Source organism: Streptomyces sp. JNUCC 63 (assembly GCF_054366325.1).
Genome location: NZ_CM135963.1, coordinates 6,347,758 through 6,370,526 on the forward strand (window position 1 = coordinate 6,347,758; position 22,769 = coordinate 6,370,526).

At 71.4% G+C, this 22,769-nt stretch carries 23 protein-coding genes; 19 read left to right on the forward strand and 4 right to left on the reverse strand.

The features are described 5' to 3' along the window. Window positions 1-35: 35 nt before the first annotated feature. The 3 genes from ACX25U_RS29220 to prcA all read left to right on the forward strand — a co-directional run bounded on the left by ACX25U_RS29220 (window position 36) and on the right by prcA (window position 2,074). A complete protein-coding gene (locus ACX25U_RS29220) occupies window positions 36-254 on the forward strand; it encodes a ubiquitin-like protein Pup (protein ID WP_073947491.1) in 219 nt (72 codons plus the stop codon). Window positions 255-405: 151 nt separating this feature from the next. Further along, entirely contained in the window at window positions 406-1,251 is an 846-nt protein-coding gene (gene prcB, locus ACX25U_RS29225; protein ID WP_454384368.1) for a proteasome subunit beta, read from the forward strand. Between the two features lie 61 nt (window positions 1,252-1,312). Then, the gene (gene prcA, locus ACX25U_RS29230) at window positions 1,313-2,074 is read left to right on the forward strand and encodes a proteasome subunit alpha (protein ID WP_454384370.1); all 762 of its coding nucleotides are present in this window, start codon (window positions 1,313-1,315) and stop codon (window positions 2,072-2,074) included. Window positions 2,075-2,146: 72 nt separating this feature from the next. Here the strand turns inward: prcA and ACX25U_RS29235 are convergent, their stop codons facing one another. After that, window positions 2,147-3,163 (reverse strand): LacI family DNA-binding transcriptional regulator, encoded by a 1,017-nt coding sequence (locus tag ACX25U_RS29235; RefSeq protein WP_454384372.1) that lies wholly within the window; start codon window positions 3,161-3,163, stop codon window positions 2,147-2,149. Between the two features lie 274 nt (window positions 3,164-3,437). Here ACX25U_RS29235 and ACX25U_RS29240 point away from each other — a divergent pair, with 274 nt between their 5' ends. The 16 genes from ACX25U_RS29240 to ACX25U_RS29315 all read left to right on the forward strand — a co-directional run bounded on the left by ACX25U_RS29240 (window position 3,438) and on the right by ACX25U_RS29315 (window position 19,806). Further along, window positions 3,438-4,706 carry an MFS transporter gene (locus tag ACX25U_RS29240; protein WP_454384374.1) on the forward strand — a complete coding sequence of 423 codons (1,269 nt, stop codon included), beginning with the start codon at window positions 3,438-3,440 and terminating at the stop codon, window positions 4,704-4,706. 9 nt (window positions 4,707-4,715) lie between these two features. Continuing rightward, the gene (pafA, locus tag ACX25U_RS29245; RefSeq protein ID WP_454384375.1) at window positions 4,716-6,077 is read left to right on the forward strand and encodes a Pup--protein ligase; all 1,362 of its coding nucleotides are present in this window, start codon (window positions 4,716-4,718) and stop codon (window positions 6,075-6,077) included. A 142-nt stretch (window positions 6,078-6,219) separates the two neighbouring features. Next, window positions 6,220-7,233: an FKBP-type peptidyl-prolyl cis-trans isomerase gene (locus ACX25U_RS29250; protein WP_454384377.1), complete on the forward strand. Its 1,014-nt coding sequence runs from the start codon at window positions 6,220-6,222 to the stop codon at window positions 7,231-7,233. 107 nt (window positions 7,234-7,340) lie between these two features. Beyond that, on the forward strand, window positions 7,341-7,712 hold the full coding sequence (locus ACX25U_RS29255) for an FKBP-type peptidyl-prolyl cis-trans isomerase (protein ID WP_454384378.1): 372 nt from the start codon (window positions 7,341-7,343) through the stop codon (window positions 7,710-7,712). 138 nt (window positions 7,713-7,850) lie between these two features. Next, the gene (locus ACX25U_RS29260) at window positions 7,851-8,804 is read left to right on the forward strand and encodes a helix-turn-helix transcriptional regulator (RefSeq protein WP_454384380.1); all 954 of its coding nucleotides are present in this window, start codon (window positions 7,851-7,853) and stop codon (window positions 8,802-8,804) included. Between the two features lie 18 nt (window positions 8,805-8,822). Further along, on the forward strand, window positions 8,823-9,902 hold the full coding sequence (locus tag ACX25U_RS29265) for a helix-turn-helix transcriptional regulator (RefSeq protein ID WP_454384382.1): 1,080 nt from the start codon (window positions 8,823-8,825) through the stop codon (window positions 9,900-9,902). Next, on the forward strand, window positions 9,899-10,192 hold the full coding sequence (locus ACX25U_RS29270; RefSeq protein WP_454384384.1) for a hypothetical protein: 294 nt from the start codon (window positions 9,899-9,901) through the stop codon (window positions 10,190-10,192). The genes ACX25U_RS29265 and ACX25U_RS29270 overlap by 4 nt, the downstream gene beginning before the upstream one ends. A 10-nt stretch (window positions 10,193-10,202) precedes the next feature. Next, on the forward strand, window positions 10,203-10,397 hold the full coding sequence (locus ACX25U_RS29275; protein ID WP_454384386.1) for a hypothetical protein: 195 nt from the start codon (window positions 10,203-10,205) through the stop codon (window positions 10,395-10,397). A 236-nt stretch (window positions 10,398-10,633) separates the two neighbouring features. Next, window positions 10,634-10,915, forward strand: coding sequence for a Sec-independent protein translocase subunit TatA (gene tatA / locus ACX25U_RS29280; RefSeq protein WP_454384388.1), 282 nt, complete (start codon window positions 10,634-10,636; stop codon window positions 10,913-10,915). 47 nt (window positions 10,916-10,962) lie between these two features. Next, on the forward strand, window positions 10,963-11,910 hold the full coding sequence (tatC, locus tag ACX25U_RS29285) for a twin-arginine translocase subunit TatC (RefSeq protein ID WP_454384390.1): 948 nt from the start codon (window positions 10,963-10,965) through the stop codon (window positions 11,908-11,910). 83 nt (window positions 11,911-11,993) lie between these two features. Next, the gene (locus ACX25U_RS29290) at window positions 11,994-14,846 is read left to right on the forward strand and encodes a DEAD/DEAH box helicase (protein ID WP_454384392.1); all 2,853 of its coding nucleotides are present in this window, start codon (window positions 11,994-11,996) and stop codon (window positions 14,844-14,846) included. A 375-nt stretch (window positions 14,847-15,221) separates the two neighbouring features. Next, window positions 15,222-16,844, forward strand: a complete 1,623-nt coding sequence (locus ACX25U_RS29295; protein WP_454384394.1) for a sensor histidine kinase — start codon at window positions 15,222-15,224, stop codon at window positions 16,842-16,844. After that, window positions 16,841-17,248 (forward strand): roadblock/LC7 domain-containing protein, encoded by a 408-nt coding sequence (locus ACX25U_RS29300; protein ID WP_454384396.1) that lies wholly within the window; start codon window positions 16,841-16,843, stop codon window positions 17,246-17,248. The genes ACX25U_RS29295 and ACX25U_RS29300 overlap by 4 nt, the downstream gene beginning before the upstream one ends. Beyond that, window positions 17,245-17,649, forward strand: a complete 405-nt coding sequence (locus ACX25U_RS29305) for a DUF742 domain-containing protein (RefSeq protein WP_454384398.1) — start codon at window positions 17,245-17,247, stop codon at window positions 17,647-17,649. The genes ACX25U_RS29300 and ACX25U_RS29305 overlap by 4 nt, the downstream gene beginning before the upstream one ends. Continuing rightward, window positions 17,630-18,250 carry a GTP-binding protein gene (locus tag ACX25U_RS29310; RefSeq protein WP_454384400.1) on the forward strand — a complete coding sequence of 207 codons (621 nt, stop codon included), beginning with the start codon at window positions 17,630-17,632 and terminating at the stop codon, window positions 18,248-18,250. Before ACX25U_RS29305 ends, ACX25U_RS29310 begins: the two co-directional genes overlap by 20 nt. 77 nt (window positions 18,251-18,327) lie before the next feature. Next, a complete protein-coding gene (locus tag ACX25U_RS29315; RefSeq protein WP_454384402.1) occupies window positions 18,328-19,806 on the forward strand; it encodes a cytochrome P450 in 1,479 nt (492 codons plus the stop codon). Here the strand turns inward: ACX25U_RS29315 and ACX25U_RS29320 are convergent. From ACX25U_RS29320 to ACX25U_RS29330, 3 genes are all read right to left on the reverse strand, one after another. Continuing rightward, the gene (locus tag ACX25U_RS29320; RefSeq protein ID WP_454384404.1) at window positions 19,800-20,753 is read right to left on the reverse strand and encodes an RluA family pseudouridine synthase; all 954 of its coding nucleotides are present in this window, start codon (window positions 20,751-20,753) and stop codon (window positions 19,800-19,802) included. The two genes, ACX25U_RS29315 and ACX25U_RS29320, sit on opposite strands and share 7 nt — an antisense overlap. A gap of 130 nt (window positions 20,754-20,883) precedes the next feature. Beyond that, window positions 20,884-21,729 carry a siderophore-interacting protein gene (locus ACX25U_RS29325; protein ID WP_454384406.1) on the reverse strand — a complete coding sequence of 282 codons (846 nt, stop codon included), beginning with the start codon at window positions 21,727-21,729 and terminating at the stop codon, window positions 20,884-20,886. A 52-nt stretch (window positions 21,730-21,781) separates the two neighbouring features. Beyond that, the gene (locus tag ACX25U_RS29330; protein WP_454394561.1) at window positions 21,782-22,711 is read right to left on the reverse strand and encodes a 5'-3' exonuclease; all 930 of its coding nucleotides are present in this window, start codon (window positions 22,709-22,711) and stop codon (window positions 21,782-21,784) included. Window positions 22,712-22,769 lie beyond the last annotated feature (58 nt).

Here is a 22,769-nt window from a genome sequence, read left to right on the forward strand (position 1 = left end):
CGACCATGTCGGTCGAACTGAGCGGGGTGAGGGTAATGGCAACGAAGGACACCGGCGGCGGGCAGCAGAAGGCCACGCGCTCCACCGAGGAGATCGAGGAGCAGGCCCAGGACGCACAGGCCGCGGAGGACCTCAAGGAACGCCACGAGAAGCTGAGCGACGACGTGGACGACGTCCTCGACGAGATCGACGACGTGCTCGAGTCCAACGCAGAGGACTTCGTGAGGTCGTTCGTGCAAAAGGGCGGCGAGTAACGCCCGGCGTCCGTCTCGGTGCCGGCCCATGGCGAGCGGGTCGGCGCCGGGACGGATGACCGGCGCCGGTACGGGTATGGTCCGTGCACGGATTTGATGATCGGCTCGGCCGCTCCCGGCGGGGCCGCCAGTCTTATGTGGAAGGAATCGCGTGGAACCCAACCCTCGTAGCACCGGGCGTCTGCCGGCTGCCTTCCTGACGCCGGGGTCCTCCTCGTTCATGGACTTTCTCGCCGAGCACCAGCCGGAGCTGCTGCCCGGGAAGCGGCGGCTGCCGCCGACCCAGGGGGTGATCGAGGCGCCGCACGGGACGACGATCGTGGCGGTGACCTTCCCGGGGGGCGTCGTGCTGGCCGGTGACCGGCGGGCGACCATGGGGAACGTCATCGCGCAGCGGGACATCGAGAAGGTGTTCCCGGCGGACGAGTACTCGGCCGTGGGTATCGCCGGCACGGCGGGTCTCGCCGTGGAGATGGTGAAGCTGTTCCAGCTGGAGCTGGAGCACTTCGAGAAGGTGGAGGGGACGCAGCTGTCACTGGAGGGCAAGGCGAACCGGCTGTCGACCATGATCCGCTCCAATCTGGGCATGGCCCTGCAGGGCCTGGCCGTGGTCCCGCTCTTCGCGGGGTACGACCTGGACCGCGAGAAGGGCCGGATCTTCTCCTACGACGTCACCGGCGGCCGTTCCGAGGAGCAGGGCTACGCCGCCACCGGTTCCGGCTCGATCTTCGCGCGCGGCGCCATGAAGAAGCTCTACCGCGAGGACCTGACCGAGGCCGACGCCACCACGCTGGTGGTGCAGGCCCTGTACGACGCGGCAGACGACGACTCGGCGACCGGTGGTCCCGATGTCGCCCGCCGGATCTATCCGATCGTCACCGTGATCACCGAGGACGGCTTCCGCCGGCTCACCGAGGACGAGTCCTCCGGGATCGCCCGCTCGGTGCTGCAGCGGCGGCTGGAGCAGCCCGACGGCCCGCGGGCCGCGCTGCTGTAGCCGGCGGCCGGTTCTTGTTCAGGGTGATCCAGTGATTTCGACAGAAAGGGACGGATAACCGGTGTCGACGCCGTTCTATGTCTCGCCTCAGCAGGCCATGGCCGACCGGGCGGAGTACGCCCGCAAGGGCATCGCCCGCGGCCGCAGCCTGGTCGTGCTGCAGTACGCCGACGGAATCGTGTTCGTCGGTGAGAATCCGTCCCGCGCGCTGCACAAGTTCAGCGAGATCTACGACCGGATCGGGTTCGCGGCCGCCGGGAAGTACAACGAGTACGAGAACCTGCGCATCGGCGGCGTCCGCTACGCCGACCTGCGCGGCTACACCTACGACCGGGACGACGTGACCGCCCGTGGCCTGGCGAACGTCTACGCCCAGACCCTGGGCACGATCTTCTCCAGCGCCGCGGAGAAGCCGTACGAGGTGGAGCTGGTGGTCGCCGAGGTGGGGGAGACCCCGGAGGGCGACCAGATCTACCGGCTGCCGCACGACGGGTCGATCGTGGACGAGCACGGCTCGGTCGCGGTCGGCGGCAACGCCGAGCAGATCAGCGGCTACCTGGACCAGCGCCACCGGGACGGCATGTCCCTGGCCGAGGCCCTGAAGCTGGCCGTACAGGCCCTGTCCCGCGACACCAACGGCAGCGAGCGGGAGATCCCCGCCGAGCGCCTGGAGGTGGCGGTGCTGGACCGTACGCGTCCGCAGCAGCGCAAGTTCAAGCGGATCGTGGGCCGGCAGCTCCAGCGGCTGCTGCAGGCCGACGGTGCCGCGACGGAGGCGGAGAGCTCCGAGGAGGAGGGCTCCGAGGGTTCCGAGGAGAAGTAGCCCCGCCCCACTGCCCCACTGCCCCGCTCCCGGGTGCCCCGGCCGACGACACGGCCGGGGCACCCGGGCGTCTCAGGAGGCGCGCGGCGGTGCCGTGGAGCCCCGTACGACCAGCTCCACGGGGATGTCGCCGCCCTGGGGCGTGCGGCCCTCCAGGACGGCGAGGAGGGCGTGCATGCCCCGTTCGCCGAAGAGCTCGGCGTCCAGCCGTACGGTGGTCAGCTCGGGGTCGATGGCGGTGGCGAGGGCGAGGTCGTCCAGGCCGGTGACGGAGATGTCGTCGGGCACGCGCAGCCCGAGGCGGCGCAGGGCCTTGTAGGCGCCGGCGGCCAGCTTGTCGTCGTCGCACACCAGTGCGGTGGGTTGTGGCCCGGGGATGCCGAGCGCGGCCTCGGTGGCGGCCCGGGCGTCCTCGACGGAGAGGGGCGCACGGACGGTGCGCACCGAGGTGCCGGGCACGGCGCCCACCCGCGCCGCGAGCTCCCGGGCCCGTACCTCGAAGGTCCAGGAGGCCACGTCCGCCGCGAGGTGCAGGAATCTCCGGTGACCCAGGCCCAGCAGGTGGTCGGCGACCTGGCGTACGCCGTCCGCGATGTCCAGGTTGACGGTCGCGGCGCCCAGGCTGCCCTCGGGGTCGCTGTCCAGCATGACCAGCGGCAGCTGGTCGCCGCGGATCGCGGTGAGGGCGCCGGCGGCCATGGAGGAGGCGATCACGCCGTCCAGGGCGGCCTGGGCGGAGGCGAAGGGGTTCTTCGCCGGGCCGATGCCCTCGGGGGAGGGGTACAGGACGACGCCGAAGCCGTGCTCGGCGGCGACGCGGGCGGCCCCGGTGTAGACCCCGGCGAAGAACTCGGTGGTCAGGGCCGGGACGACGAGGAGCACGGTCCGGGTGCGGCCGAGACGGAGGTTGCGGGCGGCCAGGTTGGGCCGGTAGCCGAGTTCGCGGGCGGCCTGCCGCACCCGTTCGGCGGTCGCCTCGGCCACCCGTCCGCGCCACTTGTCGCCGAGGACGAGTGAGACGGCCGCCTGGGAGACCCCTGCGGCCTGGGCGACGTCACGGCTGGTGGGGCGCGTGCTACCTGGTGCCACCGCGGGGCTGCTCCTCTTCATCTGGTCGTTCGCCTCCAGGCGCTCCAGCCGGTGCCGAGGACGCGACCGTGCTCAGCCCTTCGGGCCTCCGTGCTCCCCCGGGCTCTTGACGAGCGGGGGAACGCCCACGCGGCCTCGGCACCGGCGCGCCTTTCGGCTCACTCCCGGTCGTCTGGACCGGTGAACAGCGCACATGGTACGTATGACCGAGTAAGTTATACGTAACACCGGAGGTTGCTCCAGCGCCTCGGGCGAGCCGACGGAAGGCAGGGCGATGGCCGCGGGATTCGCGGGATACCTGGAGATTCTCCGAGCGCGGCACGCCGCCCGGCTGCTGGCCGGCACTCTGGTGGGGCGGCTGCCCAACGCGACCGCGGCGATCGCGATCGTGCTGTTCGTGCGCGCTCAGGGCGGCACGTACAGCCTGGCGGGGGCGCTGGCGGCGGTGTACGGCGTGGCCAACGCCGTGGGCCAGCCGGTGCTCGGGCGGCTCGTGGACCTGCGCGGGCAGCCCCGCGTTCAGCTGCCGGCCGCGCTCGCGGCGGCCCTGGCGATGACCGCCTTCGCCCTGACCGGCATCGAGCCGCCCGCTCTCGCCGCCACCGCCGTGGCGGCCGCCGGGCTCTTCACACCGCCCCTGGAGGGCGGTCTGCGCGCCCTGTGGCCCACCGTGCTGCGCCGGGAGGACCAGGTGCACACGGCGTACGCCATGGACGCCGTGGCGCAGGAAGTCATGTTCACCGTCGGCCCGTTGCTGGTGACCCTGTGCGTGTCGCTGTGGTCGGCGCAGGCGGCCCTGGTGGTGCTGAACGTCCTCGGGGTGCTGGGCGCGCTGTCCGTGGTCTGCTCGCCGCCCTCGCGCGCGTGGCGCTCGGCGCCGCGGGAGGCGCACTGGCTGGGCGCGCTGCGCTCGCCGGGACTGCTGGCGCTGCTCGGCGCGTTCCTCTTCGTGGGGGTCGCGCTGGGCTCGATCACGGTGGCGGCGGTGCCGTACGCCGACGAGCACGGCGGTGACGCGGTGTACGGCTGGCTGATGGCCGCGCTGGGGCTGGGCGCGCTGGTGGGCGGTGCCGTCTACGGGGCGCGGCAGTGGAGTGGTGTGCCCGAGCGGCGACTGCGGGTGCTGGTGGCTCTTCTGGCGGTGTGTTATCTGCCGCTGACGCTGATGCCGGGCGCGGTGGCGATGGTGCTGCTGACGGCGGTGTCCGGGGTGTTCCTCGCGCCGTGCATCGCCTGCGCGTTCATCATCGTGGACCGGCACGCTCCGGCCGGGACGGTGACGGAGGCGTTCTCGTGGCTGGTGACGACGTTCACCGTGGGCGCGTCGGTCGGAACGGGTGTCGCGGGTCCGGTGGTCCAGGCGGGCGGCGCGCTGTGGGGCTTCGCGGTGCCGGGTGCCGCGGGGGCCGTGTCGTTGCTGGTGCTGCTGGCCACCGGACGGGCCCTCGCAGCTCCCGTGGGACGGGCGGTGGTTGCGGCTTCATCGGAAAATGATCCAAATCGTGCTGTCGAACCCCGTTTGAGCTCAGAGGATCGGGCGTAATGTTCACTCATGGACCGCCGCATTTTCGGGCTGGAGAACGAGTACGGCGTCACGTGCACGTTCAGGGGACAGCGGCGCCTGTCTCCTGACGAGGTGGCGCGGTACCTCTTCCGCCGTGTCGTGTCATGGGGCCGCAGCAGCAATGTCTTTCTGCGAAACGGCGCCCGGCTCTATCTCGACGTGGGGTCACATCCGGAATACGCGACACCCGAATGTGACGATGTGATCGAACTGGTCACCCACGACAAGGCCGGCGAGCGCATTCTGGAAGGACTCCTGGTAGACGCGGAGCGACGCCTGCACGAGGAGGGAATCGCGGGCGACGTCTACCTCTTCAAGAACAACACCGACTCGGCGGGCAACTCCTACGGCTGCCACGAGAACTATCTGGTGGCACGGCACGGGGAGTTCTCGCGGCTCGCGGACATCCTCATTCCGTTCCTGGTCACGCGCCAGTTGCTCTGCGGTGCGGGAAAGGTTCTGCAGACCCCTCGCGGGGCCGTCTACTGCGTGAGCCAGCGGGCCGAGCACATCTGGGAGGGCGTCTCCTCGGCGACCACCCGTTCGCGGCCCATCATCAACACGCGCGACGAGCCGCACGCGGACGCCGAGCGCTACCGCCGGCTGCACGTCATCGTGGGCGACTCCAACATGTCCGAGACGACGATGCTGCTGAAGGTCGGCGCGACCGACCTGGTGCTGCGCATGATCGAGGCGGGCACGGTGATGCGCGACCTGACCCTGGAGAACCCGATCCGGGCGATCCGCGAGGTCAGCCACGACATCACGGGCCGCCGCAAGGTGCGCCTGGCCAGCGGTCGCGAGGCCTCGGCGCTGGAGGTGCAGCGGGAGTACTACGAGAAGGCGGTGGACTTCTGCGAGCGGCGCGGTATCCGCACCGGCACGGTGGAGCAGGTGCTGGAGCTGTGGGGCCGCACGCTGGACGCGATCGAGACCGAGGACCTCGACCGGATCGGCACCGAGATCGACTGGGTGATGAAGTACAAGCTCATCGAGCGGTACCGGGCCAAGCACAACATGACCATGTCGCATCCGAGGGTCGCCCAGATAGATCTCGCCTACCACGACATCCACCGTCGTCGTGGCCTGTACTACCTGCTGGAGAAGAGGGGGCAGGCCGCCCGGATCTGCAACGACTTGAAAATCTTCGAGGCCAAGTCGGTTCCCCCGCAGACCACTCGGGCCCGGCTGCGTGGCGACTTCATCCGGCGGGCGCAGGAACAGCGCAGGGACTTCACCGTCGACTGGGTGCACCTGAAGCTCAACGACCAGGCGCAGCGGACGGTGTTGTGCAAGGACCCGTTCCGTTCGGTGGACGACCGGGTGGAGAAGCTGATCGCCGGAATGTGAGCCGGGCGGACCGGGACACCGGTTCCGCGCGGAAGGCCGGAACGCCACACGGGCGCCGTACGTTTCGAGTACGGCGCCCGTCGCACACCGTAGAGTTGCGCGCACGCCATCAACAAGATCGACCGATTACGAGGCCCCCACCGTGCGCCGACGCTCACTTCTTCTGTCCGTACCCGCGGGACTTGTCACGCTGGCCGCCTGTGGCAACGACAAGTCCGGCTCGAGCAAGGCCAGCGAGAGCCCGTCGCCCCCCGCCTCGGCCCCGTCCCCCGCGCCGTCGCCGAAGATCGTCTCCGGGCCGCTGCCGGCGATCACCGCGGGCACGAAGTTCGGCGAGAAGCCGACCGTCGCCAAGGGCAGCGGCGCTCCCTCGAAGGACATCGCCGTCAAGACGGTGATCGCGGGCAGCGGCCGGACGATCGCGGAGAACGACTATGTCCAGGCGCACTACCTGGGCCAGATCTGGGACACGGGGAAGATCTTCGACAACTCCTACGACCGCAGGACCCCGCTGGTCATCCAGCTGTCCCAGGGCACCATCATCGACGGCTGGCGCTACGCCCTCACGGGCAGGAAGGTCGGCAGCCGCGTCGAGTTCTCCGTGCCGCCCACCTGGGGGTACGGCACGCAGGGCAATGCGCAGGCGGGCATCAAGGGCACCGACACGCTGGTGTTCGTCGTGGACGTGCAGAACACCTTCAACTCCAAGAGCTCGGCCAAGGGCAAGGCGGTCCCGCAGAGCAACGCCGACCTGCCCACGGTGGGCACCAACACCGACGGCGCGGCCCCGTCCATCGCTTTCCACGGGGCGGCCGCCCCCAAGAAGCTCGTGGCGGAGTACGTCATCGAGGGCGACGGCCCCGTGGTCAAGGCCGAGAACACCGTGCTCGTCCAGTACAAGGGCGTGCTGTGGGACACGGGCAAGGGCGAGGGCAAGGAGTTCGACTCGACGTACAAGAGGCACGCCCTGACCTCGTTCTCCCTGCAGCAGGTCGTCAAGGGCTGGGCCGAGGGCCTGACCGGCAAGAAGGTCGGCAGCCGGGTCCTGGTCGTCGTCCCGCCGTCCCTGGGCTACGGCGACAACCCGCCCCCCGGCAGCGGCATCAAGAAGGACTCCACGCTGGTCTTCTCGGTGGACATCCTGGCGGCGATGTAGCGCCACGCCACGGTCTCCCGCCGCGGGCGCGCACCTGGCGGGGATGTAAGACTGTGCGGGTTTCGTTGTCGTAGTTTCCCCGTAGTGGATGAGCAGGAGCGTAAGACGTGAGCATCGAGAAGCCCGAGATCGACTTCCCGGGCGGCGAGCCCCCGGCGGATCTCGAGATCAAGGACATCTGGGAGGGCGACGGGCCGCAGGCCAAGGCGGGCGACACCGTCTCCGTCCACTACGTCGGCGTGGCCTTCTCCACCGGTGAGGAGTTCGACGCGTCCTGGAACCGCGGTACGCCGCTGCGGTTCCAGCTGGGCGTCGGCCAGGTCATCGCCGGCTGGGACCGGGGCGTGCAGGGCATGAAGGTCGGCGGGCGCCGCCAGCTGACCATTCCGCCGCACCTGGCCTACGGCGACCGCGGCGCGGGCGCCCGGATCAAGCCCGGTGAGACGCTGATCTTCGTCTGCGACCTGGTCGCGGTCTGATCGGCCCGCGCCGGATCCGTGCGGGATCCGATCGTCCGGGGCTCATGCCTGTTCGGGTATGGGCCTCGGCTTTCGTCACCGCACGTCGGGGCGGTACGGTCGTCGGGCGTAAGGACCATAGGAAGGTGAAGGGCGTCGATGGCCATTGCCAAGGCCGAGCGGCTGATGAACCTGGCGCTGTGTCTGCTCGGGACCCGGCGACCGCTCAGCAAGCGTGAGCTGCGCGAGTCCATCGAGGCCTACCTCGAGGCAGGCAGCGACGACTCCTTCAACCGCATGTTCGAGCGGGACAAGGACGACCTGCGCGAGCTCGGGCTGGTCATCGAGACCGTCGAGAGTCTGGACGGCGAGGTCGGCTATCTGGCCCGCCGGGACAGCAACCGGCTGCCGCCCATCACCCTGGACGCCGAGGAGGCCGCCGCCCTGGGGCTGGCGGCCAAGGTCTGGCAGCAGGCCCGCCTGGCCGGAGCGGCCAGCGGCGCCCTGCAGAAGCTGCGCGCGGCGGGGCTGCCCGAGGACGTCGACCCGTACGAGGCCCATGGCGCCCTGGAGCCGCGCATTCCGGTGCACGAGGCCGCCTTCGAGCCGCTGATGCTGGCCTGCCGGGACCGCCGCCCGGTCGTCTTCGACTACCGCAAGGCCACCGCCGCCCGCCCCGAGACCCGGCATGTCGAGCCGTGGACGCTGGAGTGCTGGCGGGGCCACTGGTACCTGGCCGGCTTCGACCGCGACCGCGGCGCCGAGCGGGTCTTCCGGCTGTCCAGGATCACCGGCAAGGTCCGCTCCCGCGGCACCGGCTTCACCGCCCCGGTCCCCGACGTGGTCACCGTGCGTGAGACCGTGGCGAGCTGGGCGGGCGAGATCGCCGACCGCTCGGCGCGGATCCGGCTGCGCACGGGCGCCGGGTACCCCCTTCGGGCGAAGGCCACCGCCGTACGGGAACTCGGTGACGGCTGGGACGAGTTGGACATCCCGTACGGGCACGGGCTGGACGCCTGGCTGGTGGAGTTCGGACCGGACGTGGTGGTGCTGGAGCCGGACGAGCTGCGGGCGGACGTGGTGGAGCGGCTGCGTGCCGTGGCCAAGGGCTGAGGGGGAGCGAGCGACACAGTGGCAGGCAAACCGGTCAGGCCCACGAGCGCCATCGACCAGACCCGGCGGATGCTGTCCCTGGTGACGTATCTCAGGGAGCGCCCCGGCGCCCGCATCGAGGACGTCGCGCGCGCCTTCGGCATCACCGAGGACGAGCTGGTCTCCGACCTCGACGTGCTGCCCATGTGCGGCACCAGCTTCCGTGGCGGCGACCTGCTGGACATCGACACCGACGGCGAGCGCATCTGGTGGCACAACCCGGCCGCGCTCGGCGCGGAGGCGGCCGAGCCGCTGCGGCTGGCCGCCGACGAGGCGACCGCGCTGCTGGTCGCGGCCCGCGCGGTGGCCACCCTGCCGGGCCTGCGCGAGAGCGACCGGCAGGCGCTGCTGCGGGCGACGGCCAAGGTGGAGGCCGCGGCGGGGGAGGCGGCGGGTGCCAGCTCACGCCTGTCGGTGACCTTCGAGTCCGAGGGCGGTGTCTTCGCCGACGTCGACCGGGCGATCTCCGAGCGCCGCCGGCTGTGGATCCGCTACTACTCGCCGGCCCGCGACGAGGTCACCGAGCGCGAGATCGACCCCATACGCCTGGTCAGCGTCGGGCACACGTACGTGGAGGCCTGGTGCCGCCGTTCCGAGGCGCGCCGCACCTTCCGGCTCGACCGGGTCGCCGAGATCAAGGTCCTCGACGAGCCGTCCGCGCCGCCCGAGACGGAGCTGCGCGACCTGTCCCAGGCGCTGGTGCAGCCGGCCGCGGAGGACCCGGAGGTCGTCGTCGAGGTCGGCCCGGGCGGCCGCTGGGTCGCCGAGTACTACCCGCACGACAGCGCCGATGAACTCCCCGACGGCGGCCTGCGTATCACTCTGCGCACGCCCGATCCGGCCTCCCTCAGACGCCTGGCACTCCGCCTGGGCGGCGACGGCCGCATCGTCGCCCCCCGCGAACTGGCCGTCAGCGCCAGGCAGGCGGCCCGCGAGGCCCTGACGGCGTACGACGGCATCGAGGCCGCCGAGAACACCGGGGACCGGGCGGTGCCGGAGGCCCGGGGTGCGCACGCGGTTCACGACGGGCGGTACGACAGGCAGGAGCAGGGGCTTTGAGCGAGTCGGCGACGGCTGGGGTGCGCGGGATGTCGGTGGCGGCGGCGTTCGCCGGGATGCGGGGCGTGGCGCCGGTGGTGTTCCGGGCGGGCTGCCCGGACTGCCGGGGCCGTTTCGAGCTCGCCGCGAGCGCGCTGCGCCTGGTCATCGGCGCCAGCAGCCGCACCACCTTCTACTCCTTCACCTGCCCCGACTGCGGCGCCGCGGTCCGCAAGCCGGCCGGCGAGCGGATCGTCGAGCTGCTCACCGGCGGCGGGGTCAGCACCCTGCGCCTGCACTCCACCCTCTAGGCTCGGCGTCATGTTCTGGCCGATGTTCGCGGTAGCGGCGGGTTTCGTGGGGCTCGCCGTCCTCGGTGTGCTCGCCGTCCGGGTCTTCGTGGAGGCACAGCGCCTCGGTCGGCAGGTCACGGAGTCGGCGCGCCGTATCAACAGGGCGGCCGAGGACCTGGAGCGGGCGACCATGAGTGCCGCCCGGTCCGCGGACGCACTGTGAGCCCCTGCGCGGCGTACGGTCCGGGCCGCCTCACCCTGTCATGCTGTCGCTTCCGGCAGGTACGCTGCTGGTCGCGGACCGGAGAACGAGGCCCGGGCCGCGGACGGGCGTACGCACAGGGATTGCCTCCTGTTCACCCCTGAGCGTTACGATCGCTGCCAGAGCGACGGGCCGGACCTGCGTCCGGCCGGTCGGACAGCACCCACCCAGCCGCCTCGGTGAGAAGGTAAAGACTTATGTTCGGAAGGCTCGGAGCCCCCGAGATCATTCTCATCCTCGTCGTCATCGTGCTGCTGTTCGGCGCGAAGAAGCTTCCGGACATGGCGCGCTCGCTCGGCAAGTCCGCCCGCATCCTCAAGAGCGAGGCCAAGGCGATGAAGGAGGACGGCGGCAACTCCTCCGCCTCGGCGCCCGCCGCCGAGGAGCAGCCCCCCGCCCAGCGCACCATCCAGGCCGCCCCCGGCGACGTCACCAGCTCGCGCCCGGTCAGCGAGCCGACGGACACCACCAAGCGCTGACGCACGGCCGGACCGCTCCGGCCTGCCGCACGAGATGAGGATGTGGGTTGCTCAAGCCCGCCCGCAAGCAGGAGAAGGATCCCGAGGGGCGGATGCCTCTCGCGGAGCACCTTCGTGAGCTCCGCAACCGGCTCGCGAAGGCGTTGCTGGCCATCGTCCTGGTGACGGTCGTCGCCGCCTTCTTCTACAACGACATCATCAACTTCCTCACCAAGCCGATCCTCCATTCGGTCGGCTGCGCCCAGTCCTTCGAAGAACTGACGAGGTCCGCCGACCACCCCCAGTGCGCCCGGATCACCATCAACGGCCTGCTCGCCCCCTTCACGCTGGCCCTGCAGGTCTCGCTGATGGCCGGTGTCGTCTTCGCCTCGCCGGTCTGGCTCTACCAGCTGTGGGCGTTCGTCGCACCGGGCCTGCACAAGCACGAGAAGAAGTACGCCTACGCGTTCGTCGGCTCCGGCGTCCCGCTCTTCCTCGGCGGCGGCTACTTCGCCTACAGGGTGCTGCCCACGACCGCGAAGGTGCTCATCGACTTCACCCCGTCCGGCGTCGACAACCTGCTGCCGCTGGACGACCTGCTCCAGCTCGTGACGCGCATGGTGGTCGTCTTCGGGCTCTCCTTCGAGCTGCCGCTGCTGCTGATCATGCTCAACCTCACCGGGATACTCAGCGGCAAGCGCATGCTCGGCTGGTGGCGCGGCATGATCCTGGGCATCACGATCTTCGCCGCGGTCGCCACGCCCAGCACCGATCCGCTGTCCATGCTCGCGCTCGCCGGGCCGATCTGGGTGCTGTACTTCGGCGCGGTCGGCTTCTCGCTGCTCAACGACCGTCGCAAGCGCCTGCGCGAGGAGGCGGGTCCCGCCGACGACGAGGCCTCCGAGCTGGACCTCACCCCCGAGGACGTCGGCGAGGTCGAACCCGTCACCGCCCGCCGCGCCCTGCCCGAGCAGACCGGCACGGAGCGGGTCAACGGGTACGACGACGTGACCTGACCACCGCTGTCACCGACGGCTCTGGGCCGGCCGCCCGCACCGCGAGCGGCCGGCCCTTCCTCGTCCCCGGGCCGATCGGGATAATGATCGTCACGTTGTCAGCGCGGCCCGGTACGCTCGAAAGCACGATGACAGAGGACCTCTCACCGGCCGAGCGGTACGCGGCAGCGCGCAGGCGAGCTGCCGAGCAGGCCACCGCGCTCGCGGGCTTCCGCGAGATGTACGACTTCGGCCTCGACCCGTTCCAGATCGAGGCCTGCCAGGCGCTCGAGGCGGGCAAGGGCGTGCTGGTCGCCGCGCCCACCGGCTCCGGCAAGACGATCGTGGGCGAGTTCGCCGTCCACCTCGCCCTCCAGCAGGGCAGGAAGTGCTTCTACACGACACCCATCAAGGCGCTGTCCAACCAGAAGTACTCCGACCTGTGCCGCCGCTACGGCAGCGGCAAGGTCGGCCTCCTCACCGGCGACAACAGCCTCAACGCCGACGCCCCGGTGGTCGTGATGACCACCGAGGTGCTGCGGAACATGCTGTACGCCGGCTCCCAGACCCTCCTCGGCCTCGGCTATGTGGTCATGGACGAGGTGCACTACCTCTCCGACCGCTTCCGCGGCGCCGTCTGGGAGGAAGTGATCATCCACCTGCCCGAGTCGGTGACCCTGGTGTCACTGTCGGCGACCGTGTCCAACGCCGAGGAGTTCGGCGACTGGCTGGACACCGTCCGCGGCGACACCCAGGTGATCGTCTCCGAGCACAGGCCCGTGCCCCTGTTCCAGCACGTGCTGGCCGGACGCCGGATGTACGACCTGTTCGAGGAGGGCGAGGGCCACAGGAAGGCCGTCAACCCCGACCTGACGCGCATGGCCCGCCTCGAGGCCAGCCGTCCCTCCTACACGGACCGCCGGCGTGGCCGGAACATGCGCGAGGCCGACCGCGAGCGAGAGCGCAGACAGCGCTCCCGGACCTGGACCCCGAGCCGTCCCGAGGTCATCGAACGGCTGGACGCCGAGGGCCTGCTCCCGGCCATCACCTTCATCTTCAGCCGCGCCGCCTGCGAGGCCGCCGTCCAGCAGTGCCTGTACGCGGGCCTCAGGCTCAACGACGAGCAGGCCCGGGAGGAGGTCCGCGCCCTGGTCGAGGAGCGCACCGCCTCCATCCTGCCGGAGGACCTGCACGTCCTCGGCTACTACGAGTGGCTGGAGGGCCTGGAGCGCGGCATCGCCGCCCACCACGCGGGCATGCTGCCGACCTTCAAGGAGGTCGTCGAGGAGCTGTTCGTGCGCGGCCTGGTCAAGGCGGTCTTCGCCACCGAGACCCTGGCTCTCGGCATCAACATGCCCGCCCGCTCGGTGGTGCTGGAAAAGCTCGTCAAGTGGAACGGCGAGCAGCACGCCGACATCACCCCCGGCGAGTACACCCAGCTGACCGGCCGCGCCGGCCGCCGTGGCATCGATGTCGAGGGCCACGCGGTGGTGCTGTGGCAGCGGGGCATGAACCCCGAGCACCTGGCGGGCCTGGCCGGCACCCGCACCTATCCGCTGCGGTCCAGCTTCAGGCCGTCGTACAACATGGCGGTCAACCTGGTCGAGCAGTTCGGCCGGCACCGCTCCCGCGAGCTGCTCGAGACCTCCTTCGCGCAGTTCCAGGCCGACAAGTCGGTCGTCGGGATCTCCCGGCAGGTGCAGCGCAACGAGGAGGGCCTTCAGGGCTACAAGGCCTCGATGACCTGCGACCTCGGCGACTTCTCGGAGTACGCGCGGCTGCGCCGCGAACTGAAGGACCGCGAGACCGAGCTGGCCCGGCAGGGCGCCACCCAGCGGCGTGCGGAGGCCGCCGCGGCCCTGGAGAAGCTCAAGCCGGGCGACGTCATCCACGTGCCCACCGGCAAGTACGCGGGCCTGGCGCTGGTGCTGGACCCGGGCCTGCCCGCGGGCCGTTCCAACGGCCACCGCGGCTTCGATTACCACGACGGCCCGCGCCCGCTCGTCCTGACCGCCGAGCGGCAGGTCAAGCGACTGGCGTCCATCGACTTCCCGGTGCCCGTGGAGCCGTTGGAGCGGATGCGGATCCCGAAGTCCTTCAACCCCCGCTCCCCGCAGTCCCGCAGGGACCTCGCCTCCGCGCTGCGCACCAAGGCCGGGCACATCCCGCCGGACCGGCACCGCAAGCGGCGCTCCCAGGCGGCCGACGACCGCGAGATCTCCCGGCTGCGCGCCGCGCTCCGCGCCCACCCCTGCCACGGGTGCGACGACCGCGAGGACCACGCCCGCTGGGCCGAGCGCTACCACCGGCTGCTGCGCGACACCAAGCAGCTGGAGCACCGCATCGAGGGCCGTACGAACACCATCGCGCGCACCTTCGACCGCATCGTGGCGCTGCTCACCGAGCTCGACTACCTGCGGGGCAACGAGGTGACCGAGCACGGCAAGCGGCTCGCCCGGCTCTACGGCGAACTCGACCTGCTCGCCAGCGAATGCCTGCGCGAGCGGGTCTGGGAGGGCCTGGACCCGGCCGAACTGGCCGCCTGCGTCTCGGCGTTGGTCTACGAGGCCCGGGTCGGTGACGATGCCCTGCCGCCCAAGCTGCCCTCGGGCAAGGCGAAGGCCGCGCTCGGCGAGATGGTGCGGATCTGGGGCCGGCTGGACGCCATGGAGGAGGAGTTCCGCATCAACCAGACCGAGGGCGTGGGCCAGCGCGAGCCCGACCTCGGCTTCGCCTGGGCCGCCTACATGTGGGCCTCCGGCAAGGGGCTGGACGAGGTGCTGCGCGAGGCGGAGATGCCGGCGGGCGACTTCGTGCGCTGGTGCAAGCAGGTGATCGACGTGCTGGGCCAGATCTCGGCGGCGGCACCCGCGGAGGGCTCGACGGTGGCCAGGAACGCGCGCAAGGCGGTGGACGGGCTGCTGAGGGGGGTCGTGGCCTACTCGTCGGTCGGCTGATCACGCCGATCGCGTCGATCTCGGGGCAGGGGTCCGGGTCCGGGGACGGGCCGTCCCTGCCCCGACGTGTTTCCTCACCCGTCACGGTGAGCCGATTTCGTATGCCCGTACTTCGTGACGCTCTGTGTTCGAAATCGGTCCGAGCGTGCAAATGACCCGAGCGTACTCCTGCCCCGTGCCCCGTTTCAGGTGGTCGCTCGATATGGCACGCCGATGATCCGGTCGGACTAGGCTCGCCCGCGGCGCACCGAGTTGAGGTGTATTCGTGCGCTTGTTCCCAAGCGTCCACAGGCGTGCCGAAGAACCCGACAGTTCCATGACATACCCCACTGGAAGCTGCCCCGAACCCCAGCCGATTCGTCTCAGAGGGCTTACATGGTGAGTGTTCAATCACCCCCCGGCGGCCGTGAACTTCCCTACGCGCGTGTGCTGTTGCTGCCGGCCATAGTCATGGCGGCGGTCACCGGGGCCGCCGTCGCCCTGGTGGCCGACCCGGCCCGCCTCGCCGTCGCCTGCTGCGGCGCCGTCGCCACCCTCCTGGTCCTCGCCACGGGCGCCGAAGCGGTGCGCCGTGGCCGCGCCATCCAGGACCTGCGGGCGGAGCACGCCCGGCACACCGCGTATCTGGAGCGGCGCCTGGCCGCCCACGACCAGGAGATCGTCCGCCTCGGATCGGACGTCATCCCCGCCGCCGTCCACCACCTGCGCTGCAGCAACACCCCACGCGAGGTGATGCGAGACATCATCGACGGCAGCCCCGAATGGCGCCGGATCCCCGAGTCGCAGCGCGAGGTCGTCCGCACGATCCTCAAGATCGTGGACGACGAGGAGACCATGCGCGACTCCACACAGCGCTCCCTGGTCAGCATCGCCCGGCGCGTCCAGGCGATCGTGCACCAACAGGCCAGGGAGCTGAGGGAGATGGAGGAGGACCACGGCCGCAGCCCAGAGGTCTTCGACGACCTGCTGCGCATCGACCACGGCACCGCGCTGATCGGCCGCCTGGCCGACTCCATCTCCGTCATCGGCGGCGGCCGCCCCGGCCGCCAGTGGCCGAACCCCGTCACCCTCTACAGCGTGCTGCGCGGCGCCATGTCCCGGATCCTGGAGTACCGGCGCATCGAGCTGCACTCCATCGCCAAGGTCAACATCAAGGGCACCGACGTCGAGCCGGTCATCCACGCCGCGGCCGAACTCCTCGACAACGCCACCCGCTACTCCCCGCCGCAGACCAAGGTGCACGTCACCGCCGTGGAGGTGCAGACCGGCGTCGCCATCGAGATCGAGGACGGCGGCGTCAGCCTCAGCGAGGAGGCCCGCACCCGGATCGAGAGGCTGCTCGATGCGGCCAAGGCCGGCGTCGACCCGCGGGAGCTCGGCGACACCCCGCGCCTGGGCCTCGCGGTCGTGGGACGCCTGTGTTCGGCGTACAACATGCAGGTCTCGCTGCGGGCCTCGGCGTACGGAGGTGTCCGCGCCGTCCTCGTCGTGCCGAGCGACATGATGACCACCGACCCCGCCCCCGGACTCGCCCACGGCATCGGCGCCACCTCCATCCCCCGGCCCGGCGAGAACGCGGTGGAGGGACCCGAGCGCACCCCCAAGAAGCGCCGCCCCACCAGCCCCCGCATCCCCGCCACGGTGTCCATGGAGGACGACGTCCCCGAGGTCACCGAGTGGACCGCGACCGGCCTGCCGCAGCGCCGCAGCCGGGTCAAGACCCCGCTCAGCGAGCGCATCGCCGAACAGGCCGCCGCCGAGCGCGCCGCGCAGGAGAGCGGCGGCTCCGTGTGGGACACGCCCGAGCCCGCGCCCAAGGAGAACGAACCCGAACCGGGCCTGTGGGTCGAGGCCTTCTGGGACGGACTGAAGAAGGACAACCCCGGACCGGACCCGACCGCGTTCACGCAGGACCCGACCGCTTATCTGCACCTGATCGAGAAGCCGGCCCACGCCGAGGCCGACGCTCAGGCCGACGACGAGGGGGACCACAAGTGATCCAGCAGCGAGCCAATTTCGACTGGATGCTCAAGGAGCTCCACGACGGCGTACCGGGCATCGAGATGATCGTCGTGCTGTCGGCCGACGGCCTGCGCATCGCCCGCTACGGTGGCGAGCCCGACGCCGCCGACCGGGTCGCCGCCGCCTGCGCCGGACTGCAGAGCCTCGCCACCGCCGTCGCCGTCGAGATCCCCGACAGCGACGGCCGGATGAAGCTGGTCGTCATCGAGATCGACGGCGGCTACTTCTACCTGATGTCCGCCGGCGCCAACGCCTACCTCGCGGTGCTCGCCGACATCCGCACCGAACCCGGCCTGATGAGCGCCCGCATGCGCGACCTGGTGGTCCGCATCGGCGCCCATCTGACCAGTCCGCCCCGGCGGGGTGGGCAGACCGTATGACGCCTCCGCGACGCCTGAGGCGCTACCCCCGGCACGAGCCGCCGCCCCCCAAACCCGGCAAGCAGGGCGAGGAGAAGAACCCCGAGCGCCTGTACGTGGTCGCCGGGGCGGACGAGGACGGCGCCCGCGCCGCCCTCGACCTGGTCACGCTGATCGTGGCGCGCGCCGACCCACCGCCGTCCGCCACCCCGGAACAGGCGGCGCTGCTGCGGCTGTGCGCCGCCCCGCTGTCCGTGGCCGAGCTGTCGGCCTACCTCAACCTGCCGTTCAGCGCGATGACGGTCCTGATCACCGAACTGCTCACGGCCGAACTGGTACAGGCCCGCGCGCCGATCGTCCGCCAGGCGGTCCCCGACCGCTCCCTCCTCGAAGCGGTGATGCATGGACTTCAAAGGCTCTGACACCATCCCCGGCCCGCGCACCGGGGACCATCTGCCGCACACGGCCCGGGCCGCGGTGAAGATCGTGATCGTCGGCGGTTTCGGGGTCGGCAAGACCACCATGGTCGGCTCGGTCAGCGAGATCAGGCCGTTGACCACCGAGGAGACCATGACCCAGGCCGGCATCGGCGTCGACGACAACTACGGCTCCGAGTCCAAGACGGCGACCACCGTGGCGATGGACTTCGGCCGCATCAGCATCACCGACCAGCTGGTGCTCTACCTCTTCGGCACCCCCGGCCAGGAGCGCTTCTGGTTCCTGTGGAACGGGCTGTTCGAGGGCGCCCTCGGCGCGGTCGTGCTGGCCGACACCCGCCGGCTGGAGGTCAGCTTCGACGTCATAGGGCGTCTGGAGGAGCGTGGCGTGCCCTTCGTCGTCGCCGTCAACTCCTTCCCGGACGCCCCCCGTCACCCGATCCGGGAGCTGCGCACGGCGCTCGATCTGGCCGAGGAGATCCCGATCGTCGAGTGCGACGCGCGCCGCCGCGCCTCCAGCCGGGACGTGCTGATGACCCTCATGCGCTTCCTGCACTCCCTGGCCACGACGGGCTCGCTGCGCTGAGCCGGCTCCCCGTCCTCCTTGTCATCTTTTGTTATCTTTTCTCCCCGTTTCGCCTTTCCGTTTCGAAAGCGACCGCTGTGACGCCTGAACCCCACTTCCCGACCGGCACGGACGACCTCACCCCCGACCCGCCCCCCGGCTGCCCCGCGCACGGCATCGGGCCCGGGGGACTGCACCGGCTCCACGAGACGCCCGACCTGCGAGCGCTGTACCGGCAACTCCGCGACGAGTACGGCCCGGTGGCACCCGTGCTGCTGCACGACGACGTACCGATCTGGGTGGTCCTCGGCCACGCCGAGAACCTGCACATGGTGCGCACCCCCTCGCAGTTCACCCGGGACAGCCGTATCTGGACCCCGCTGAAGGACGGCACCGTCAAGCCCGACCACCCGCTCATGCCGCACTTCGCCTGGCAGCCGGTCTGCTCCTACGCCGAGGGCGGGGAGCACAAGCGGCTGCGCGGCGCGGTCACCGGCGCCGTGGCGACCGTCGACCCGCGCAGCCTGCGTCGCCACATCGGCCGCGCCACCCAGCGGCTGGTCAACCGGTTCTGCGAGTCGGGCCGCGCCGAGCTCGTCGACCAGTTCGCCGAACATCTGCCGATGGCGGTGATGTGCCAGGTCCTCGGCATGCCCGAGGAGTACAACGACCGGATCGTGCAGGCCGCCCGCGACATGCTCAAGGGCACCGAGACGGCGATCGCCAGCAACGAGTACATCATGGGCTGCCTGCGGCGGCTCACCGTCCGCCGCCGGGGCCGGCCCGAGGACGACTTCACCAGCCACCTCATCAACCACCCGGCGGGCCTGAGCGACGACGAGGTCAGCCAGCACCTGCGGGTGGTGCTCATCGCCGCCTACGAGGCCACCGCCAACCTGCTGGCCAACACCATCCGCCGGGTGCTCACCGACCCCGGCTTCCGCGCCCAGCTCAACGGCGGGCAGATGACGGTGGAGCAGGCGGTCGAGCAGTCCCTGTGGGACGAGCCGCCGTTCAGCACCATCCTCGGCTACTTCGCCAAGCAGGAGACGGAGCTCGGCGGCCGGCGCATCCGCCAGGGCGACGGGCTGCTGCTCGGCATCGCGCCGGCCAACGTCGACCCGCGGGTGCGGCCCGATCCGACGGCCGACATGCAGGGCAACCGCTCCCACCTCGCCTTCAGCGGCGGCCCCCACGAATGCCCCGGCCAGGACATCGGGCGCGCCATCGCCGATGTCGGCGTCGAGGCGCTGCTGACGCGGCTGCCGGACCTCCGGCTCGACTGCGCCGAGGAGGAGCTGCGCTGGACGCAGTCCCTCGCCTCGCAGCACCTGGTGGAGCTGCCGGTGCGGTTCAGCCCGCGGCCGCCGCAGGACGTGACGGCCAAGCCGAGCCACACCCCGCATCCGTTTCCGCGGGCACGTCCGGCCCGGGAGACCGGCACCGTGTCCGCGCCGCCGCGGCCCGTGCCACCGCCGCCCGAGCCCCCGGCCGCCCCGAGCGCCGTACCGGCCGGTGAGCCGGGCCGCCCGCAGGGGGTGTGGCAGCGCTTCCTGCGCTGGTGGCGCGGCTACTGACCGGCCCAGCGGGCGAAGGACGACCACGCCTGGAGCATCCGCCCGCTGGTGAAGCGGTGCTCCGCCCCCGTGATCGGGTCGGTGAACTCCAGCGCCCGCGCGAGCAGTTGCAGCGGGCGCCGGAAGTCACCGGCCGGTACGGGGCCGGTCACCACCGGGTAGAGCGGATCGCCGAGGATCGGCACGCCCAGCGCGCTCATGTGCACCCGCAGCTGGTGTGTCTGCCCGGTGCCGGGCACCAGCCGGTAGCGGGCGAGTCCGTCCGCGCGGTGCTCGGCCAGTTCCACCCGCGTGACCGCGTTCGGCTCGCCCGCCACCTCCCGGGCGGCCTGCATCCCGCGCTCCTTCACGATCCGGCTGCGCACGATCCGCGGCAGGGCGAGCGACGGGTCGTACGGCGCCACGGCCTCGTACTCCTTGCGCACCCGGCGGTCGCGGAACAGCGTCTGGTACGCGCCGCGCTCCTCGGGCCGCACCGTGAACAGCACGAGCCCGGCGGTGAGCCGGTCCAGGCGGTGCGCCGCGGTGAGCTCCGGGATGCCCAATTCCCGCCGCAGCCGGGCCAGCGCGGTCTCGGCCACGTGCGAGCCACGCGGGGTGGTGGCCAGGAAGTGCGGCTTGTCCACGACGACGAGGTGCTCGTCGCGGTGGACCACCTGCAGCGGGAACGGCACCGGTACCTCGTCGGGCAGCTCCCGGTGGAACCACACGTACATCCCCGGCTCGTACGGCGCGTCGGGCGCCACCGGCCGCCCGTCGGCCCCCACGATCAGCCCGGCCCCGAGCATCGCCTCGATCACCCCGGGCCCCGCCCCCGACAGCCGCTCCACCAGATACTCCCGCACTGTGGCCCACGCCCCGTCGCCGGGCAGCCGCACCCGCACCGGGTCCACCCCATGACGCTGGGGCAGGGGAGCGGGCGGAGTACGGGTCCTGCGGTGTCTCATCTCGCCCGAAGCCTACGAGGCGCCGTGCGCCCCGGGAAAACCGCTGGGCGCGACGAGGCCTCCTGCCGGCGGTCGGTCCGGGCAACGCCGAAGCGGCGGCACCCGTCCCGGTACCGCCGCTTCATCGTGGTCACGCGGCCGGGGCCGCGCCCTCCTGTTCCGCCTCGACGCGGGCGTTCCACTCGCGCTTGGAGGCCTGCCAGCCGTCCTCGTTGTGGCCGAGGCGCCAGTAGCCGGAGATGGACAGGTCCTCGCGGGGAATGGCGTGCTCGACGCGCAGCAGGCGGCGCAGTTCCTTGACGAAGCCGGCCTCGCCGTGCACGAACGCGTGCACACGGCCCTCGGGGAAGTCCAGCGCTCGTACGGCCTCCACCAGCGCCCGGCCGACGGGTCGCTCCCCGCGGTGCAGCCAGACCACCTCCACGTCGGAGTCGATCTTCTGCTCCTCCTCGGGGCCGGCGACCTCGACGAAGGCGTGGGCCGTGGCTCCCTCGGGCAGGGCCTCCAGGGAGCGGGCGATCGCCGGCAGGGCGCTCTCGTCGCCGGCGAGCAGATGCCAGTCGGCGCTCGCGTCGGGGGCGTAGGCGCCGCCGGGGCCCAGGAAGTGCACGGTCTCGCCCGGTCGCGCGAGCAGCGCCCAGGGGCCGGCCAGGCCCTCGTCGCCGTGGATCACGAAGTCCAGGGTCAGCTCGCGGTGCTCGGGGTCCCAGGCGCGCACGGTGTACGTCCGCGTCACCGGCCACTGCTCGCGCGGGAACTCCTCGCGAATCCGCTGCACGTCGAAGGGCTCGGGATAGGTGACCCCGTCGGCCGGGAACAGCAGCTTCACGTAGTGGTCCGTGCACGTGTCGGACGAGAAGTCCGCCAGGCCGTCACCGCCGAGCACCACGCGCCGCATGTGCGGGGTCAGCCGTTCGGTGCGGACGACCTGCGCGGTGTGGGTCCTGCGCGGCTTGCGCGCCGGACGTTCTGCCATGACGGCCTCCCTGTTCCGCTACTTAGGTTCACCTAAGCTAGCACGGCGGCCGTCACACCCTCAGCGTGCCGAGCAGCCGCTGCAGGGAACCTCCCAGTCCCCAGCGGGCGGCCAGCTCCTCGACCGCCGCCGGATCGTGCGGGGTGCGCGGCAGCGCCGTGTCCACGTCCGGCAGCGGGACGTCGGCGGCCACGCGCACGACCTTCGGCGCCACCGCGAGATACGGCCGCGCCTCGTCGAGCCGCTTCCGCTGCGACGGCGTGAGCTTCGACGTCGGGTCGTCGACGGCCGCCATGATCCCGGCCAGGTCGCCGAACTCGGCGAGCAGCCTGGCCGCCGTCTTCTCCCCGATGCCGGACACCCCCGGCAGCCCGTCGCTCGGGTCGCCGCGCAGCAGCGCCAGATCCGCGTACCCGCTGCCGCCGACCCCATACTTCTCCCGCAGCACCGCCTCGTCGGTGGCCTGCAGCGTGCCCACGCCCTTGACCGGGTACAGCACGCGCACCCCGCGCGCGTCGTCCACCAGCTGGTACAGATCCCGGTCCCCGGTGACGATGTCGACCGGGCCCTTCGCCCGCGCGGTGAAGGTGCCGATCACATCGTCCGCCTCGTACCCCGCGACGCCCACGCGCGCGATGCCGACGGCGTCCAGCACGGACTCGATCATCGGGACCTGCGGGGAGAGGGTGTCGGGCACCTCCTCCTCGTCCGGGCCGCTCTCGTGCTCCTCGGCGACCCGGTGCGCCTTGTAGGAGGGGATCAGCTCCACCCGCCACGCCGGCCGCCAGTCGGCGTCCATGCAGGCCACCAGGTGGCCGGGCCGGTGGTCCTTGACCAGACGGTCGATGAAGTCGAGCAGCCCGCGCACGGCGTTCACCGGCGTGCCGTCCGGGGCCTTGATCGACTCCGGGACGCCGAAATAGGCGCGGAAGTACAGGGAGGCGGTGTCGAGGAGCATCAGTCGTCCGGTCACGCCTCGCATCATGCCGTACGGCACTGACAGCCACCCGCCGCGCGAAACGGACGTTCCGGCCGGGAAA

What these genes read in the sequence shown, in the direction of transcription:
- ACX25U_RS29220 (WP_073947491.1), top strand. Translation starts at nt 36, where the DNA reads ATGGCAACGAAGGACACCGGCGGCGGGCAGCAGAAGGCCACGCGCTCC.
- ACX25U_RS29240 (WP_454384374.1), top strand. Translation starts at nt 3,438, where the DNA reads ATGGCCGCGGGATTCGCGGGATACCTGGAGATTCTCCGAGCGCGGCAC.
- pafA (WP_454384375.1), top strand. Translation starts at nt 4,716, where the DNA reads ATGGACCGCCGCATTTTCGGGCTGGAGAACGAGTACGGCGTCACGTGC.
- ACX25U_RS29260 (WP_454384380.1), top strand. Translation starts at nt 7,851, where the DNA reads ATGGCCATTGCCAAGGCCGAGCGGCTGATGAACCTGGCGCTGTGTCTG.
- ACX25U_RS29275 (WP_454384386.1), top strand. Translation starts at nt 10,203, where the DNA reads ATGTTCTGGCCGATGTTCGCGGTAGCGGCGGGTTTCGTGGGGCTCGCC.
- tatA (WP_454384388.1), top strand. Translation starts at nt 10,634, where the DNA reads ATGTTCGGAAGGCTCGGAGCCCCCGAGATCATTCTCATCCTCGTCGTC.
- ACX25U_RS29290 (WP_454384392.1), top strand. Translation starts at nt 11,994, where the DNA reads ATGATCGTCACGTTGTCAGCGCGGCCCGGTACGCTCGAAAGCACGATG.
- ACX25U_RS29295 (WP_454384394.1), top strand. Translation starts at nt 15,222, where the DNA reads ATGGTGAGTGTTCAATCACCCCCCGGCGGCCGTGAACTTCCCTACGCG.
- ACX25U_RS29305 (WP_454384398.1), top strand. Translation starts at nt 17,245, where the DNA reads ATGACGCCTCCGCGACGCCTGAGGCGCTACCCCCGGCACGAGCCGCCG.
- ACX25U_RS29310 (WP_454384400.1), top strand. Translation starts at nt 17,630, where the DNA reads ATGGACTTCAAAGGCTCTGACACCATCCCCGGCCCGCGCACCGGGGAC.
- ACX25U_RS29320 (WP_454384404.1), bottom strand. Translation starts at nt 20,753, where the DNA reads ATGAGACACCGCAGGACCCGTACTCCGCCCGCTCCCCTGCCCCAGCGT.
- ACX25U_RS29325 (WP_454384406.1), bottom strand. Translation starts at nt 21,729, where the DNA reads ATGGCAGAACGTCCGGCGCGCAAGCCGCGCAGGACCCACACCGCGCAG.
- ACX25U_RS29330 (WP_454394561.1), bottom strand. Translation starts at nt 22,711, where the DNA reads ATGCGAGGCGTGACCGGACGACTGATGCTCCTCGACACCGCCTCCCTG.